The following is a 15,143-nucleotide window of genomic DNA, read 5'->3' on the forward strand; positions in this document are numbered from 1 at the left end:
ACCAGGAAGCCGGGGTGGCCGGGCCCATAAAGGGACCGACTCCCCGGCTCCAGGACTGGGTGCTACGCGTTGATGCTGTTACTGCTTGTCGGCCGTACCGGCGACGACGATCTTCCCGTCGGACTGGATGACGATGCCGCGCACCGTCTCCTCCGTCTTGCTGGCGATGAAGTTGTGCTTCACGATGCCGCCCGTGCCGAACGTGGTGTCCAGCTCGCCGGTCGTCGTGTAGCGCACCACCACCATCTTGTTGTCGCCGCCCTCGGTGACGAAGCCCGCCGCGTAGACGCGGTTGGTCGAGTCGAAGGCCACGGACCAGAAGCGGTCATGGTCCGTCTCGGAGATGGTCGCCACCTTGGCGACCTCCGTACCGTTCGCGCCCACCGGGATGATGGCCAGCACGCCGTCGTCATCCTCTCCGCCACCGGCGCGGTAACCCGCCGCCGCCACCCAGTTGCCGTCCGCCGACTTCGCCACGCCGAAGAACGCCTGCTCCGGACGCTCGAAGTCGTACAGCTTGTAGCCCTCCGTATTGAACGTCGTGCGGGCGCCGTTCTTGTCCAGCATGAACACCAGGGCGGCGATCTTCTGCGCCACCGGCGTCGCGCTGCCCACCGTGCACACGCGGTCGTCATTGAGGACCACCAGGTTGCGGCCGCGGTCGTTGTCGTTGACCAGGTCCAGCAGGGCGACGCCGCCCGTGCCCCACTCCATGTCGCGATCGCCCGTGGCGGTGTACTTGAAGTTCACCACGTCCACCGTGCCGGAGGACGCGCTGCGGCCGTAGCCGGTGGTGACGTAGCTGCCGTCGGAGAACTGGCCCACCTGGTACGCCTCGGCCATGCCCCACTCGGGGTTGCTCGCGCTGACGGGACCGAACGGCGCGTTGTTGACGACGCCCTTCCAACCGAAGGTGTTGTCCAGCACGCCCTTGTCATCCAGGCGCGCCAGCACGATGCGGTTGGCCGCCTGCGTGCCCACGCCCGTCGGCTGGCTGGTGTAGCCCGACGCGACAATCTTGCCGTCCGCCTGGACGATGCCATAGCGCGCGCCGTCGCTCAGGTTGGAGATGTTGAGCGTGTGCACGCCGTCGGTGCCGAACGTCGTGTCGCGGGCGCCGTTCGCCGTGAAGCGCACCACCACGCGGTCCGCGTCCACGCGGTCACCCTCGCCACGGCGCGAGCCGAAGACGACGAGCCGGTTGGTCGCATCCGCCGCCAGGCCCCACACGGAGTCCTTCGTTCCACCCGCCACGCTGCTCAGGTCCATGCGCGCGGTGCCACCGGCGCCGAACGTCGTGTCCAGCGTGCCGTCCGTGTTGAACCGCGCCAGCGCGATGTCCGCGTCCGACACCGTCGTCACGGGGCCCGCGTCCGGCGTGCCGGAGTCAGGGGTGCCCGAGTCGGGCGTGCCAGAGTCAGGCGTGCCGGAGTCCGGCGTGTTCTGCGGGTCCTTCTCGTCGTCATCGCCACAAGCGCTGCCGAATACGGCCAGCGCGAGCGAAAGAACCGCGACCCCCGCGAACGACTTGCGCTGCTCCATCCTGCTCTTCATCGTGTGCCCCTCTTCCGTGTAATTTTTTGTAACCTGCTAACGATAATCGTTCTCAAAATCGAGGCCGGCTCGTAAAACGGATCCACACTGGGTGTCAAGAACCAGGATTTCGAGCCCTTCCTTTTCATCGAGACAAGTGAGACGCCATGAAGACCCCGTCGCCGTTCCCCCTCAGCGCGCGCCGCACGAGCGCGCTCCTGCTCCTCACCGCCCTGACGTGGCTCCCGGGCTGCAAGGAGTCCGACAAGGGCAAGGACGATGCGGGACCGGGAGGAGGGCCGGGCGAAACGGACACGACGCGAGCGGACCTGCTGAAGGCGACGGGCGTCTGCGTGGAGAAGACGGCGCGCCAGTTCCTGGAGGCGAGCACCGCGCTGACGGGGGCGGTGTCGAGGTACGCGGCCCAGCCGGACGCCACGACGCGGGCGGAGGCGCGCGTGGCGTTCCACGCGGCCATGGACGTGTGGCAGGTGGCGGAAGTCATGCAGGTGGGGCCGGCGGCGCCTCGCGGCGCGGCGGGTGGCGCGGAGCTGCGTGACAACATCTACTCGTGGCCGCTGGTGAGCCGCTGCGCGGTGGAGGAGCAGGTCGTCAGCAAGAGCTACGAGACGGCGGGCTTCCCGACGTCGCTGGTGAGCCGGCGCGGCCTGTACCCGCTGGAGTATCTGTTGTTCCACGAGGGCGAGGACACGGCGTGTCAGGGCACCTCGCCCATCGTCGCGCAGGGCACGTGGGCGGCGCTGTCATCGGAGGAGCGGGCCTCGCGCAAGCGCGCCTATGCGCTCGCGGTGGCGCAGGACGTGAATCAGCGGGCGACGCAGCTGGTGAAGGCGTGGGCGGCGGACCAGGACAACTTCGCCAACACGCTGGCGACCGCGGGCTCCGGCAACACGGTGTTCCCGTCGACGCAAGCCGCGCTCAACTCGCTGAGCGACGCGCTGTTCTACTTCGAGAAGGAGGGCAAGGACCTGAAGCTGGCGCGGCCCCTGGGCATGCGCGAGTGCTCGACGGACACCTGCCCGGAGCACCTGGAGTCGCAGTTCGCGGGTCGCTCGAAGGCGAACCTGCGCGCCAACGTGCGGGGCTTCCGGCTCATCGCGGAGGGCTGCGGCGAGGGCTACGCCGGCACGGGCTTCGACGACGTGCTGGTGGCCGCGGGCGCGGAGGCGCTGGCGCAGAAGCTCCGCGAGCGCATCGCCGGCGCCGAGGCCGTCTTTGCAACCATCGAGGAGGACGACCTGCGGCAGGCGCTGGCCCAGGACAAGCCGTCCGTGCGCGCGCTCCACGACGCCTTCAAGGGCGTCACGGACGTGCTCAAGACGGAGCTCGTCACGGTGCTCGACCTGGAGCTGCCTCAGTCCGTCGAAGGGGACAATGACTGAGCAGGCGCCGTCCTCCCGAGCCGAGCGCCTCTGGAAGCACTTGCTGGCGCCGCGAGACATCGCGGCGCTGGTGGCGTTCCGGGTGGCGCTCGGTGGGCTCATCACCGTCTCGTCGATTCGCTTCCTGGCTTATGGCTGGGTGGACGTGCTGTTCGTGCGTCCGCGCTTCCACTTCACCTACTGGGGTTTCGACTGGGTGCCCGCGCTGCCCGCGCCGTGGATGCATGCGGTGTTCGCCGCGCTGGCGGTGCTGGGCGTGTTCCTGTCGGCGGGCCTCTTCTACCGGGCCACCACGGTCCTGCTCTTCGTCGCCTTCACGTACGTCCAGCTCGTCGACGTCAGCAACTACCTGAACCACTACTACCTGGTGAGCCTGCTCCTCGGGCTGCTCGTCTTCGTGCCCGCGCACCGCGCCTTCTCCGTGGACGCGTGGCGCAGGCCCGCGCTCCGGAGTGACACGCTGCCCGCGTGGTGCACGCTGCTGCTGCGCTTCCAGGTGACTGTCGTCTACGTGTTCGCGGGCCTCGCGAAGCTCACCTCCGACTGGCTCCTGCACGCGCAGCCGCTCAGCATCTGGCTGTCGGCCCGGACGAGCCTGCCGTGGGTGGGGCCCCTGCTGGAGCAGCGCTGGGTGGCCTATGCCGCGGCGTGGTCCGGCTTCCTGTTCGACACCACCATTGTCGCATTCCTGGTGTCGCGGCGACTGCGCCCCTTCGCGTACGGGGTGGTCATCGTGTTCCACGCGGCCACCTCCGTGCTGTTCCCCATCGGCATGTTCCCCTTCATCATGGTGACGGCGGCGCTCGTGTTCTTCGAGTCCTCCTGGCCTCGCCGCCTGGGGGCGCGCCTGCGCGGACTGATGCGGCGCGACGCGGCGCCCTCCGCTCCCGTGCCCTTGGCTCCCGTGTCCGCGGCGCCGGGCTGGAAGGCCTGGGTGGCGCTCGGCGCGGCGGTGGCGTACGGCGGGGTGCAGCTCGCCGTGCCGCTGCGCACGCACCTGTATGGCGGCAACGTGCTCTGGCACGAGCAGGGCATGCGCTTCTCCTGGCGGGTGATGGCGCGGGAGAAGAACGGCAGCGTGACGTTCATCGTCCGCTCACCGACGACGGGCCGCGAGTGGCACGTCTCGCCGAACGAGCACCTCACGCGACTGCAAGAGCGGGAGATGTCCGTGCAGCCCGACCTCGTGCTCCAGCTCGCCCGGCACATCGCCCGTGACTTCGAGGCCCGGGGCCATGGCGCGGTGGAGGTCCGCGCGGACGTCCGTGTCTCGTTGAACGGGCGCCCGGCGGAGGTGCTCGTGGACCCGAACGTGGACCTGGCGCGCGAGGTGGACGGACTCGCACCCAAGCCTTGGATTCTCCCCGCGCCCGATTCACCGCCCATCCGGCTGCGCCCCACCTTGCGCGCCGCGCGAGCGGAGCCCCTCTAAGCACTCACGCGGCCTGAGCGACTGGGGAGCCCCGCCTTTCGACGCGCGCTGGCCGACCTGGCTCGCGCGCGGTCCTCGGCAGGCACGCGCCCCAGGGCTGCTCCGAGCCGTCGGGCGGCCCCCTCAGGCCTGTCTGGTGACGGCACGCCCGCTCCCCTGCCCTGCGTCCAAGCGGCAACGTAAGCCCCTGGATTCACGGGACCTTTTCAGTGCTTTCATTGACGCGCCGGACCGCCTGTTTACGTTTCTGAAGCCCCTGACGGGGGAAAGGAACGAGACGACATGGCATTCACTGGCACCCACGAAACTTCCCGGAACGGCGGCGGACGTCCGGCGCTGCACGGCGGCGGTGGGTGGCACCGCCTGGGCAACGCGCTCAAGACGACGGTGCTGCTCGCGGGCCTCACCGCGCTGGTGCTCGTCATCGGCCAGCGACTGGGCGGCGCCCAGGGCTTGATGTTCGCCGGCTTCTTCGCCGTGGTGATGAACTTCGGCTCCTACTGGTTCAGCGACAAGATTGCCCTCGCCATCCATGGCGCCCAGCCGCTGCCCTACGAGCAGGCGCCGTGGCTGCACCAGATGGTGGAGAAGCTGGCGACCCGCGCGGGCATGCCCAAGCCGAAGGTCTACATCCTGCCCACGCGCGCGCCCAACGCCTTCGCCACGGGCCGCAGCCCCAAGCACGCCGCCGTCGCGGTGACGGCGGGCATCATGGACATCCTCGACCAGCGCGAACTGGAAGGCGTGCTCGCGCATGAAATCGGGCACGTGCGCAACCGCGACACGCTCATCGGCACGGTGGCGGCCACGCTGGCCGGCATCATCAGCTACGCGGCGCAGATGCTCTTCTGGTTCGGCGGCTCCATGCTCAGCCGGAGCGATGACGACGAGGGCGGCATCGGCGGCGCGTTCGCCAACCTGGGCCTGCTGCTCGTCGCGCCCATCGCCGCCACGCTGCTGCAGCTCGCCGTGAGCCGCTCGCGCGAGTACGGCGCGGACGCGACGGGCGCCGAGCTGAGCGGAGACCCGGACGCGCTGGCGGACGCGCTGCTCAAGATGGAGCGCGGCGCGGAGGTGATGCCGTACGACAGGGCGCCGGCGACGTCGCACCTGTTCATCGTCAACCCGCTGCACCGGGGAGGCGTGATGGCGCTGTTCTCCACCCACCCGCCCATCCCCGAGCGGGTGCGCAGGCTGCGCGCGATGAGCGCTCGCACGGGCGGCTCGCGCGCTCGCGGTGGCCGGGGCGGCTGGGAGTACGCGTACTGACGTGAAGCACCCGCGCGGGGAGCGACGCCCAGGCTCCCCGCGCTTCAGCCCCCCGAGGCCGGCGCGTCCGGCGGCCCGAACGCCGCCTCGGGGTCTTCCAGCAGCGCCTTCAACGTGTTGGCCAGCACGCCCGCGTGGAAGCCGTCGATGAAGCGGTGGTCGATGGACGCGTTGAGGCTCATCACCTTCCCCACCACCACCCGCCCCTCCTCCACCACCGGCGTGTCGCGCACCGCTCCAGGCGCCAGGAACACCGGCACCCGCGTGAAGGGCACCAGCGGCAGATAGGCCGCGTCCAACCCCAGCTCCCCCACGTCCGTGACGACGGCGGCGCCGAAGGCGTCCCTCGGCAGGCCGAAGCGGCCCAGGTCCAGGTTGAGCGTCACCGCCAGGAACGACACCCCGCCGGTGAACCACCGCATCAATGGCGCGGGCACCTTCTCCACCCAGCGCCAGGCCCGGCGACTCCCCGCCTCCGCGCGCCCGGCGTCCAGGGCGAGCACCAGGTCGCGCAGCCCCTTCCGATCCGCGTCCTCCACCCGCACCGGCGCCCAGCCCGCCTCCGAGCGCAACAGCGCGGACACCGTGATTCGCTGACGCAGGTAGATGCGGTGGAAGCGCAGCACCGCGTTCGCGTCAGGGCAGCGCCGCAGCGCCTCCGCCAGCGCCTTGAGCACCAGGTGCGTCACCGTCAGCCGCAGGCCCGTGCTCCGCTGGAAGGCCTCCATATAGACGAGCGCCCGGTCCATCCGCACCGTCAGCGTGCCGTAGACGGTGGGGTCATACGCCGTCCCCCAGCTTCCAATCGCCAGCTTGCGGAAGCTCGACACGCGCTGCTTGGGTCTCAGCTCCAGATGAGCCATGTGTCACTCGTGGGCATGGGAGCGTGGGGGCTTGACGCGGGCGCGGCGCAGCATCGCGGCTCCCGACGGGGCGGGGAAGACCCCGTCCGGGCGAATGCCCTCCGAGAGAGCCTTCGATTTCGCACGTGCACCCCTGCTCCGAACAGGGCATGGAGGCGGGGTACCGGGGCCGTCCTTCCTGCGCACCCTTGACGGGCCCGCGCTGGACGATAGGCTGCCCCGCTTTTTGCATATCCCTCCCGTGGAGGTCGTCCCGTGGTTCTCCTGGTCATCGCCCTGGCAGTCGGGCTCGCCATCTCGCTGTATTTCAACCTCTTCGTCGGCGGTGCGAAGCAGACGGCGCTCCCGTCCTCTTCCTCGTCTTCCAACACGCCCCGCGTCGAGCTGGAAGCCGACCACAGGGCCGCGCGCGCCAAGGCCGAAGCGGAGCTGCAGCGCAAGCAGAAGGAACTGGATGAACAGCGCGCCGCGCTCCAGGAAGTGAAGGAGCAGCTCAAGCAGACCAAGCGCAAGGTCTTCGAGCAGAAGGAGGGCGACAAGGGCACGCAGGACCTGGCCAAGGCCCGCGCCGAGGTGGAGCGCAACGCGTCGCTGCAGCTGGAGCAGACCCGCCTGGAGCTGGCGCAGGTGCTCACCGAGAACCAGCGGCTGAAGGCGGAGTCGGAAGGTGGCCGTGGCCGTCGTCCGCCGCAGGCCCCCGCCGCTGCCGTGGCGCCCGTCGCCGCCGCCGCGCCCGTGGCGCAGCAGATCGCCGCCCCCGCCAAGGAGGGTGAGCAGGTGGTGGCCGCGGCCGTGCCGGTGACGCCGGTGGCCGAGGCCGCTCGCGAGGACCGGACTCCCCGCCGCGTCATCCGTGAGCTGAGCGAGGCGGACCGCGAGAAGATGGACCGGCTGGAGCAGGCGGCGAACAAGGACCGCGCGCGCGCCGCGGAGCTGGAGAAGGAAGTGCGTCGCATCAAGGGCCGCAACGAGACGCAGCAGCGCGTCTACGCCGCGACCAAGGGCGACCTGGACTTGATGAAGGACAAGTACAAGGCCCTGGAGAAGCGGCTCAACCGCACGCTCCTGGAGCGCGACCTCATGCGCCGCGCCATCAAGGACCTGGAGAAGAAGACGGGCACCCTGGCCGAGCGCACCGAGCTCACCCCGGAGGAGATGGCCGCCAGCGACCAGCGCACCGAGGAGACCTCTCGCGTACGCGCCGAGTCGGAGGCCCAGTCCGCCGCGCAGCAGGCGCCCGCCGAGGCCCCCGCCGCCGAAGTCACGGCCGCCGCCGAGGCCGAGCCGAAGAGCGCGCAGCAGGCCTGACAGGCCGACTCACCGCTTCGAGCCGAGGGGCTCGGTTCCCGGATTCACTTCCGGGGGCCGGGCCCTTCGTCGTTTCGAAAGTCCGCTCACTCCCCGCCGCAGCCACCACCGCCATCAGAGGAGTCCGGGCCGCCCGCGCGCATCGTCAGGCCCACCTGGAGCTTCTCCATCAGCCGCTTCAGCTCGGACAGCTCCGGCTCCGGGAGGTACTCCCCCAATTCGCCGTCCATCTCCCGCAGCACGTCGAGCAGGTGGGCCAGGTCGTGCTCGCCCGCCGCCGTCAGCTCCAGCCGGAAGCAGCGCCGGTCCTCTCCGGCCCGCCGCAGCACCAGCCCCTCCTCTTCCAGGCGATCCACCAGCCTGCTCGCCGCGGGTGCATCCACCATCATCCGCTCGGCGAGCGCGGACTGCTTGCGCACGCCCTCGGAAATGGCCTTCAGCGCCAGCAGTTGATTGAACGGACGACTCGTCCGCGCCCCGAGCTTCTCGGTCAGGTGGCGGCGAACGCTGCGACGCAGCGAGGCGAGGTGCTCCGCGAAAGTCATTCGTCTGAAGAAATAGTTGTCGCCTACAATGGTTGTCAATTACATCTGCCTGACGCGATTGGTCGCATGGGGGGAGTCGAGTCGCACCTGCAGTCACTCTCACCTACCCCCTTGGTATGTCCGCCCCCACCGTTCTCCTCCTGGCGTTCGTCGCCGCCTCGACGCCGGCCGCGCCGAATCCTCCTGTCGCTTCGCCCGTCCCCTTTCAGCCGAAGGTGGAGGACGCGATGTTGGCCCCGGTCCCTCCCGCCCCTCAGCAGGTGAGCACCTGGGAGCAGGCGCTGACGCTCGTGCGGGAGCGCTCCACGAACCTGCGTTCCGCCGAAGCCGGAGTCCAACGGGCCGAGGGCCGGTGGCGTCAGGCTTTGGCCACGCTCCTGCCCAACGCGCGCGCCCAGGCGAGCGCCACGCATGACTTCCTCAACCCGGACACTGCGGTGGGCGTGTTCCCCTCGCCGGCCCTGGATGGGCGCACGGGCACCGCGCCGATTCTGGGCACCGTCTCCGCGTCGCTGAGCCAGTCGCTGGTGGACGTGGGCGCCTGGCGCGGCCTGTCGTCGGCGTCGGCCTCCGAGCGCGGCGCGGTGGCCAGCCTCCAGGACTTGCGGCGCCGCCTCACGCTGGGCCTGGCGCGCACGCTGGTCGCCACCGTAGCGGCCGAGCGGGCCGCGGAGCTCAACCGCGTGGGACTGCTCCAGGCGCTGGAGCGCTCCGCCCTGACGACGCGCTCGTTTGACTTGGGCGCGAGCAACCAGCTCGACGTGGTGCGGGTGAACCAGGACGTGGCGCTGGCGCGCGGCGCGCTCGTCGCGGGTGACGAGCAGCTTCGCCGGGCCCGCGAGGCGCTCGGCATCGCCCTGGGCTTCGGCAACGCGGTGGGCGTGGACACGTCCTTCAACCTGAACGGGCTGATGGAGGATGCGCGCAAGGCGTGCACCCCGCTGGAGGACCTGGATGCCCGGCCGGACCTGGCCGCCGCTCGCGCGCAGGTGGAGGCGTCTCGCGACAGCCGCCGACAGGCGTCCGCGGGCTACCTGCCCACGCTCGGCCTGACGAGCAACCTGCAAGGCGTGACGACGGACCCGGGCTTCGGGCGCTTCTCCACGTGGAGCATCGCCGCGGTGCTGTCCGTCCCCCTCTGGGAAGGTGGCCTGCGCGGCGGCCTCGTGAAGGAGCGCGAGGGAATCGAGCGGCAGGCGGCCGAGGCGCTGGAGGGCAGCCGCCGCGACGTGTCCGTCGAGGTGACGCAGGCCCGGCGCAGCATCGAGGTGGCGCAGGCCCTGGTGAAGACGGCGTCCGAGTCGCGCGAGCTGGCGGACCGGACGGACCGGCTCACCCGACGTTCCTTTGAAGTGGGCCGCGGCGACAGCCTGGAGCTGGTGCAGAGCGGAGCGGCCCTTCGCCAGGCGGAGCTGACGCTGGCGCTGCGTGAATTCGAGCTCGTCCAGGCGCGCCTGGACGCATTCTTGACGGAGGCCCGGTGCGATTGGTGATGCGGGTGCGCCCCCTGAAGGCGCTGAAGATGACGTTGTGGAGTACCGCCCTGCTGATGGCGGCGGGTTGCTCGGGCAAGGCGGCGGCTCCGGCCGCTCCACCTCCTCGCGAGGTGCAGGTGCTGACGCTGACCCCCAGCGAGGTGCGGGACACCGGGGAGTACCTGGGCTCGCTGCTGTCGCGGCAGAACATCACCGTGCTGCCTCAAGTGGCCGGCTACGTGCGCCGCATCCACGTGAAGCCGGGTCAGAAGGTGGAGGCCGGGGCGCCCATCCTGGAGGTCGACTCCCGCACGGAGACGGCCGCGCTCGACAGCGCCCAGGCGCAGCAGAGCTCCGCGCACGTCAGCCGGGAGCTGGCGCGCACCACGCTGGCGCGCACGGAGGCCCTCTACAAGGAGGGTCTGGCCAGCGCGCAGGAATTGGAGCAGGGCCGCGCCCAGGTGGAGGCCGCCGAGGCCGCCGCGCGCTCCGCCGCCGCGCAGGTGGCCCAGCGCCAGGTGCAGCTGCAGTTCCACGCCGTGCGCGCGCCCTTCGCGGGCACCGTGGGCGACGTGCTGGTGCGAATCGGTGACTTCGTGGGCGCGACGACGCAGCTGACGACGCTTGCCCAGGCGGATGTCCTGGAGGTCAGCGTGGCGCTGCCGTCCGAGCGGGCCCGCGCGCTCAAGCCGGACACGGTGCTGGAGGTCCTGGACTCGCAGGGCAAGGTGGTGCTCACCAGCCCCCTGTTCTTCGTCGCGCCGCAGGCGGACCCGCGCACGCAGCTGGTGGAGGTGAAGGCGGCCTTCCAGAACACCGTGGGCCTGCGCCCCAGCGAGCTGGTGCGCGCGCGCATCGTCTACGCCAAGCGGGACGCGCTGCAGATTCCCGCGCTCGCGGTGGTGCGCCTGAGCGGTCAGCCCTTCGCCATGGTGGTGCAGGACAAGGAAGGCAAGACGGTGGTGGAGCGCCGTCCCATCGTCCTCGGCTCGCTGGGCGACCTGTCCTACGTCATCGAAGGTGGACTGAAGCAGGGCGACCGCGTCGCCGTGTCCTCGCTGCAAGCGCTGCGCGACGGCATGGCCGTGAAGGTGAAGTCCCCCGACGCCGCTCCGGCCGCCGGGTCCGGTGCCGCCACGGCGGGCAGCCGCTGAGCAGGGGATGGGCCGGGCTTCGCGGGCAGCAGCGCGAGGCTCGGATATCGCCATGAGAATGAGGGCCTGAACGCCGTGTTCGTCGACTTCTTCATCCGCAGACCCGTCTTCGCCATCGTCTGCTCCATCTTGCTGACGCTGGTGGGGGCGATTGCCATCCCCACCCTGCCCATCTCCCAGTACCCGGACCTGGCACCGCCTCAGGTGACGGTGACGGCCAACTACGTGGGCGCCAGCGCCGAAGTGGTGGAGAGCGCCGTCACCATCCCCATCGAGCAGGAGCTCAATGGCGTGGAGGGCATGCGCTACATCACCTCCACCAGCAGCAACGACGGCACCAGCCAAATCACCGTCACCTTCGAGCCCACGCGCGACATCGAGGTCGCCGCCGTCGACGTGCAGAACCGCGTCAGCCGCTCCGCCGCGCGCCTGCCCGCACAGGTGAACCAGACGGGCATCGTCGTCAACAAGGCGTCCAGCCAGATGTTGATGACGGTGGGTCTGTCCAGCCCGGACAACCGCTACGACGCGAAGTTCCTCAGCAACTACGCCGACGTGAATCTCAAGGACGCCATCAAGCGCGTGCGCGGCGTCGGTGAGGTGCGCATCTTCGGCGAGCGCAAGTTCTCCATGCGCCTGTGGTTGGACCCGACGGAGCTGGCGCGCCGCAAGCTCACGCCCCAGGACGTGACACGCGCGCTCCAGGAGCAGAACCTCCAGGTGGCCGCGGGCCAGGTGGGCCAGCCGCCCTCCAGTGAAGAGCAGCCCTACCAGCTCGCGGTCCGCGCGCGCGGCCGTCTGGTGGAGCCGGAGGAGTTCGGCGACATCGTCCTGATGCGTGACGCGAGCGGCAAGGCCGTGCGCGTGAAGGACGTGGGCCGGGTGGAGCTGGGCGCGGAGAACTACGGCACGCTGCTGCGCTTCAATGGGAAGACGGGCGTGGGCCTGGCCATCTTCCAGCTCCCCACCGCCAACGCGCTCGACGTGCGCGACGGCGTCTTCAAGGAGCTGGAGCGCCTGTCCGCGCAGTTCCCCCCGGGAATGACGTTCCAGACGGGCACGGACACCACGCTCGCGGTGCGCGCCTCCATCCACGAGGTGCTCCAGACGCTGGTGGAAGCCATCGCGCTGGTCATCCTGGTCATCTTCCTGTTCCTGCACGGCTGGCGCAGCGTGCTGATTACGGCCTTCACCCTGCCCGTCTCGCTGGTGGGCACCTTCGCCTTCGTCCAGTTGATGGGGTTCTCCATCAACACCCTCACCCTCTTCGGCCTCACGCTGGCGACGGGCCTCGTCGTCGACGACGCCATCGTCGTCATCGAGAACATCGAGCGGTTGATGGTGGAGCGGCACCTGACGCCGCGGCAGGCGGCGCGCGAGGGCATGAAGGAGGTGGCCGGCGCGGTCATCGCCATCTCCGTCGTGCTGGTGGCGGTGTTCGTCCCGGTGGCCCTCTTCCCTGGAACGACGGGCGCCATCTACCGACAGTTCGCGTTGACCATCGCCGCGTCCGTGGCGCTGTCCACCTTCTGCGCGCTGACGCTCACCCCGGCCTTGAGCGCGCGGATGCTCAAGCATCACGTGGGTGAGAAGTGGGTGTTCTTCCGCTGGGTGGACAAGGTGCTGGACGCGACGCGCGCCTGGTATGGCCGGGGCTTGCGCGCGCTGCTCAAGCACCCGCTCATCGTCCTGGTCGCCTTCCTGGCCTGCATCGCGGCCACGGCGGTGCTGTTCCGCGTGACGCCCACGGCCTTCATCCCCGACGAGGACCAGGGCTACGTCATCATCTCCATCCAGGGCCCGGAGGGCATGTCGCTGGCCCAGTCGGAGAAGGTGCTGGTCCAGGTGGAGGAGGTGCTCAAGCAGCAGCCGGAGGTGCGCGCCATGTTCGCCATCGGCGGCTTCTCCTTCCAGGGCACGGGCCCCAACCTGGCCACGGTGTTCACCAGCCTCGTTCCCTGGGAGGAGCGCCTGGGGAAGAACCAGTCGGTGGCGGCGATGGTGGAGCGGCTGCGTGGGCCGCTGAGCCGCATCGGTGGCGCGCGAGTCATCCCCTTCCAGCCTCCGGCCATCCGTGGCGTGGGCAGCGTGGGCGGCTTCCAGTACATCGTCGAGGACACGGCGGGCTCACGCACGCTGGACGAGCTGGCGACGGCCACGCAGGACCTGGTGGCGAAGGCCAACGCGGATGCCCGACTGCGCGGCGTGCTCACCGCGTTCAACGCGGACACGCCGCTGTTGGACGTGGAGGTGGACCGGCAGAAGGCCAAGGCGCTCGGCATCCCCATCGAGCAGGTCTTCGGGACGATGCAGGTCTACATGGGCAGCCAGTACGTCAACGACTTCAACTACGCGAACCGGACGTACCGCGTCTACGTGCAGGCCGAGCAGCAGTACCGCGACAGCCCGCAGGACATCGGCGCGTTCTACGTGCGCAGCGACAACGGGGAGATGATTCCGCTCGAGTCGCTGGTGAAGGTGACGCCCACGGTGTCCGCGCAGGTCATCCGTCACTACAACCTGTTCCGCTCGGCGGAGGTCAACGGCGCCGCGGCGCCGGGCGTGTCCTCCGGTCAGGCCATCGAGGCGATGGAGACGCTGGCGGCGGAGGTCCTGCCCCAGGGCATGACGGCGGAGTGGACGGGCATCAGCCTGGAGCAGAAGGAGAGCGGCGGGCAGACCGTCATCATCTTCGGCCTGGGGCTCCTGTTCGTGTTCCTGGTGCTGGCGGCGCAGTACGAGAGCTTCAGCCTCCCGTTCGTCATCATCCTCTCGGTGCCGCTGGCCATCATGGGCGCGCTGGGGCTGCAGCTGTTGCGCGGCTACGCCAACGACGTGTTCTGTCAGGTGGGTCTGGTGATGCTGGTGGGTCTGGCCAGCAAGAACGCCATCCTCATCGTCGAGTTCGCCGAGCAGCTGCGGGAGAGCGGCAAGGACGCGCTGGAGGCGGTGGTGATGGCCGCCGAGGTGCGCCTGCGGCCCATCCTGATGACGTCCATCGCCTTCCTCCTCGGCGTGGTGCCGCTAATGACGGCGCAGGGCGCGGGCGCGGCGGCGCGCAACTCGCTGGGCACGACGGTGTTCGGCGGCATGCTGGTGTCCACCATCGTCAACCTCATCTTCATCCCGGGCCTCTACGTGCTGATGCAGAAGGTGCGCGGCGAGTCCCGGCGGGAAGCGGCGGACGACGACGAAATCCCGGCGCCGGCTCCGGCGCCGTGAGGAAGTGAAGGACGCCGCTGGCAGGCGAGGGAGCGACCGGCTCCCATGTCCCGGCGGTGAGGCCGCCCACGCTCCGGCAGCTCAGGAGCGTCGGGCGGCTTCGATGAGCTCGGCGAGCAGCGTGCGGTGACAGACGGGCTCCAGGATGCAGTCCTTGGAGCAGAGCAGCGTCACCGTCTCACCCCGGTTCACGCGCTCGGCCAGCTCTGTGATGATTTCCCGCTGTGACTGCATTTCCTGGATGTACCGCGCTCGGTAGGCATCGAGGGTGATGGGCGCCTGGCCCTTGCCGTAGAAGGCCTCGAAGAGGTCGGGGCTGGGGGCGAGTTCGCGGCGCCACGCGTCCCAGGTCTCCTTGGCTTTGGGGAGGCCGCGCGGCCTGTAGCGGCAGATGAGGAGTCGCAAGCCATCATCGGGCTCGCCAGGCACACACCAGCGACGGGTCTTGATGGGCATCCCGGGGCAACGCGGTGGAGTTGGTGCCCATTCCGGAAGGGTTCACCCGACTTCTTACCGGACCCGGGCCGATCAGCTGCGGGGCCTGTGTCGCAAGTCCTTGGAAACGCTTGGATCCACCGAGGCGAAGGACGCGGCACGCGCCCTGCTATGGGATGGCATCACGAAGCGCGGCGGGACGGGCGGCGGGTTGGACGAGGCAGCACGGGCGGCGGGTTGGACGGGGCAGCACGCAGGACGGGGCAGCACGGGCGGCGGGTTGGACGGGGCAGCACGCAGGACGGGGCAGCACGGGTAGCAAGCAGCACGGGCGGCGGGTTGGACGGGGCGGTACGCAGGACGGGGCAGCACGGGGTAGCAAGCAGCACGGGCGGCGGGTTGGACGGGGCAGCACGCAGGACGGGCGGCGGGTTGGACGGGGCAGCACGCAGGACGGGCGGCGGGTTGGACGGGGCAGCACGCAGGACGGGGCAGCACGGGCGG

At 70.1% G+C, this 15,143-nt stretch carries 11 protein-coding genes; 7 read left to right on the forward strand and 4 right to left on the reverse strand.

Annotated elements, in window-relative coordinates:
• Window positions 1-78: 78 nt before the first annotated feature.
• On the reverse strand, window positions 79-1,554 hold the full coding sequence (locus LZ199_RS22665; RefSeq protein ID WP_253995816.1) for a hypothetical protein: 1,476 nt from the start codon (window positions 1,552-1,554) through the stop codon (window positions 79-81).
• Window positions 1,555-1,700: 146 nt separating this feature from the next.
• On the opposite strand from LZ199_RS22665, the gene LZ199_RS22670 reads away from it, so the two are divergent.
• The 3 genes from LZ199_RS22670 (at window position 1,701) to LZ199_RS22680 (ending at window position 5,637) form a co-directional block, all read left to right on the forward strand.
• Window positions 1,701-2,936: an imelysin family protein gene (locus tag LZ199_RS22670; RefSeq protein ID WP_253995817.1), complete on the forward strand. Its 1,236-nt coding sequence runs from the start codon at window positions 1,701-1,703 to the stop codon at window positions 2,934-2,936.
• Window positions 2,929-4,368, forward strand: coding sequence for an HTTM domain-containing protein (locus LZ199_RS22675; protein WP_253995818.1), 1,440 nt, complete (start codon window positions 2,929-2,931; stop codon window positions 4,366-4,368). Before LZ199_RS22670 ends, LZ199_RS22675 begins: the two co-directional genes overlap by 8 nt.
• 282 nt (window positions 4,369-4,650) lie before the next feature.
• Window positions 4,651-5,637: a zinc metalloprotease HtpX gene (locus LZ199_RS22680; RefSeq protein WP_253995819.1), complete on the forward strand. Its 987-nt coding sequence runs from the start codon at window positions 4,651-4,653 to the stop codon at window positions 5,635-5,637.
• Between the two features lie 44 nt (window positions 5,638-5,681).
• On the opposite strand, the gene LZ199_RS22685 is transcribed toward LZ199_RS22680, so the two are convergent.
• Window positions 5,682-6,500, reverse strand: coding sequence for a 2-oxo acid dehydrogenase subunit E2 (locus tag LZ199_RS22685; protein ID WP_253995820.1), 819 nt, complete (start codon window positions 6,498-6,500; stop codon window positions 5,682-5,684).
• Window positions 6,501-6,755: 255 nt separating this feature from the next.
• Here LZ199_RS22685 and LZ199_RS22690 point away from each other — a divergent pair, with 255 nt between their 5' ends.
• A complete protein-coding gene (locus tag LZ199_RS22690) occupies window positions 6,756-7,808 on the forward strand; it encodes a coiled-coil domain-containing protein (protein WP_253995821.1) in 1,053 nt (350 codons plus the stop codon).
• An 86-nt stretch (window positions 7,809-7,894) separates the two neighbouring features.
• Here LZ199_RS22690 and LZ199_RS22695 read toward each other — a convergent pair whose 3' ends face one another.
• Entirely contained in the window at window positions 7,895-8,353 is a 459-nt protein-coding gene (locus LZ199_RS22695) for a MarR family winged helix-turn-helix transcriptional regulator (RefSeq protein ID WP_253995822.1), read from the reverse strand.
• Between the two features lie 116 nt (window positions 8,354-8,469).
• Between LZ199_RS22695 and LZ199_RS22700 the strand changes: the two genes are divergently transcribed.
• From LZ199_RS22700 to LZ199_RS22710, 3 genes are all read left to right on the forward strand, one after another.
• A complete protein-coding gene (locus LZ199_RS22700) occupies window positions 8,470-9,846 on the forward strand; it encodes a TolC family protein (RefSeq protein ID WP_407667230.1) in 1,377 nt (458 codons plus the stop codon).
• A complete protein-coding gene (locus LZ199_RS22705; RefSeq protein ID WP_407667231.1) occupies window positions 9,834-10,982 on the forward strand; it encodes an efflux RND transporter periplasmic adaptor subunit in 1,149 nt (382 codons plus the stop codon). The genes LZ199_RS22700 and LZ199_RS22705 overlap by 13 nt, the downstream gene beginning before the upstream one ends.
• Window positions 10,983-11,057: 75 nt before the next feature.
• The gene (locus tag LZ199_RS22710) at window positions 11,058-14,204 is read left to right on the forward strand and encodes an efflux RND transporter permease subunit (RefSeq protein WP_253995824.1); all 3,147 of its coding nucleotides are present in this window, start codon (window positions 11,058-11,060) and stop codon (window positions 14,202-14,204) included.
• 81 nt (window positions 14,205-14,285) lie between these two features.
• Here LZ199_RS22710 and LZ199_RS22715 read toward each other — a convergent pair whose 3' ends face one another.
• The gene (locus tag LZ199_RS22715) at window positions 14,286-14,660 is read right to left on the reverse strand and encodes a DUF488 domain-containing protein (protein ID WP_253995825.1); all 375 of its coding nucleotides are present in this window, start codon (window positions 14,658-14,660) and stop codon (window positions 14,286-14,288) included.
• Window positions 14,661-15,143: the final 483 nt, after the last annotated feature.

This window comes from Myxococcus qinghaiensis (assembly GCF_024198215.1).
Taxonomy (GTDB): Bacteria; Myxococcota; Myxococcia; order Myxococcales; family Myxococcaceae; genus Myxococcus; species Myxococcus qinghaiensis.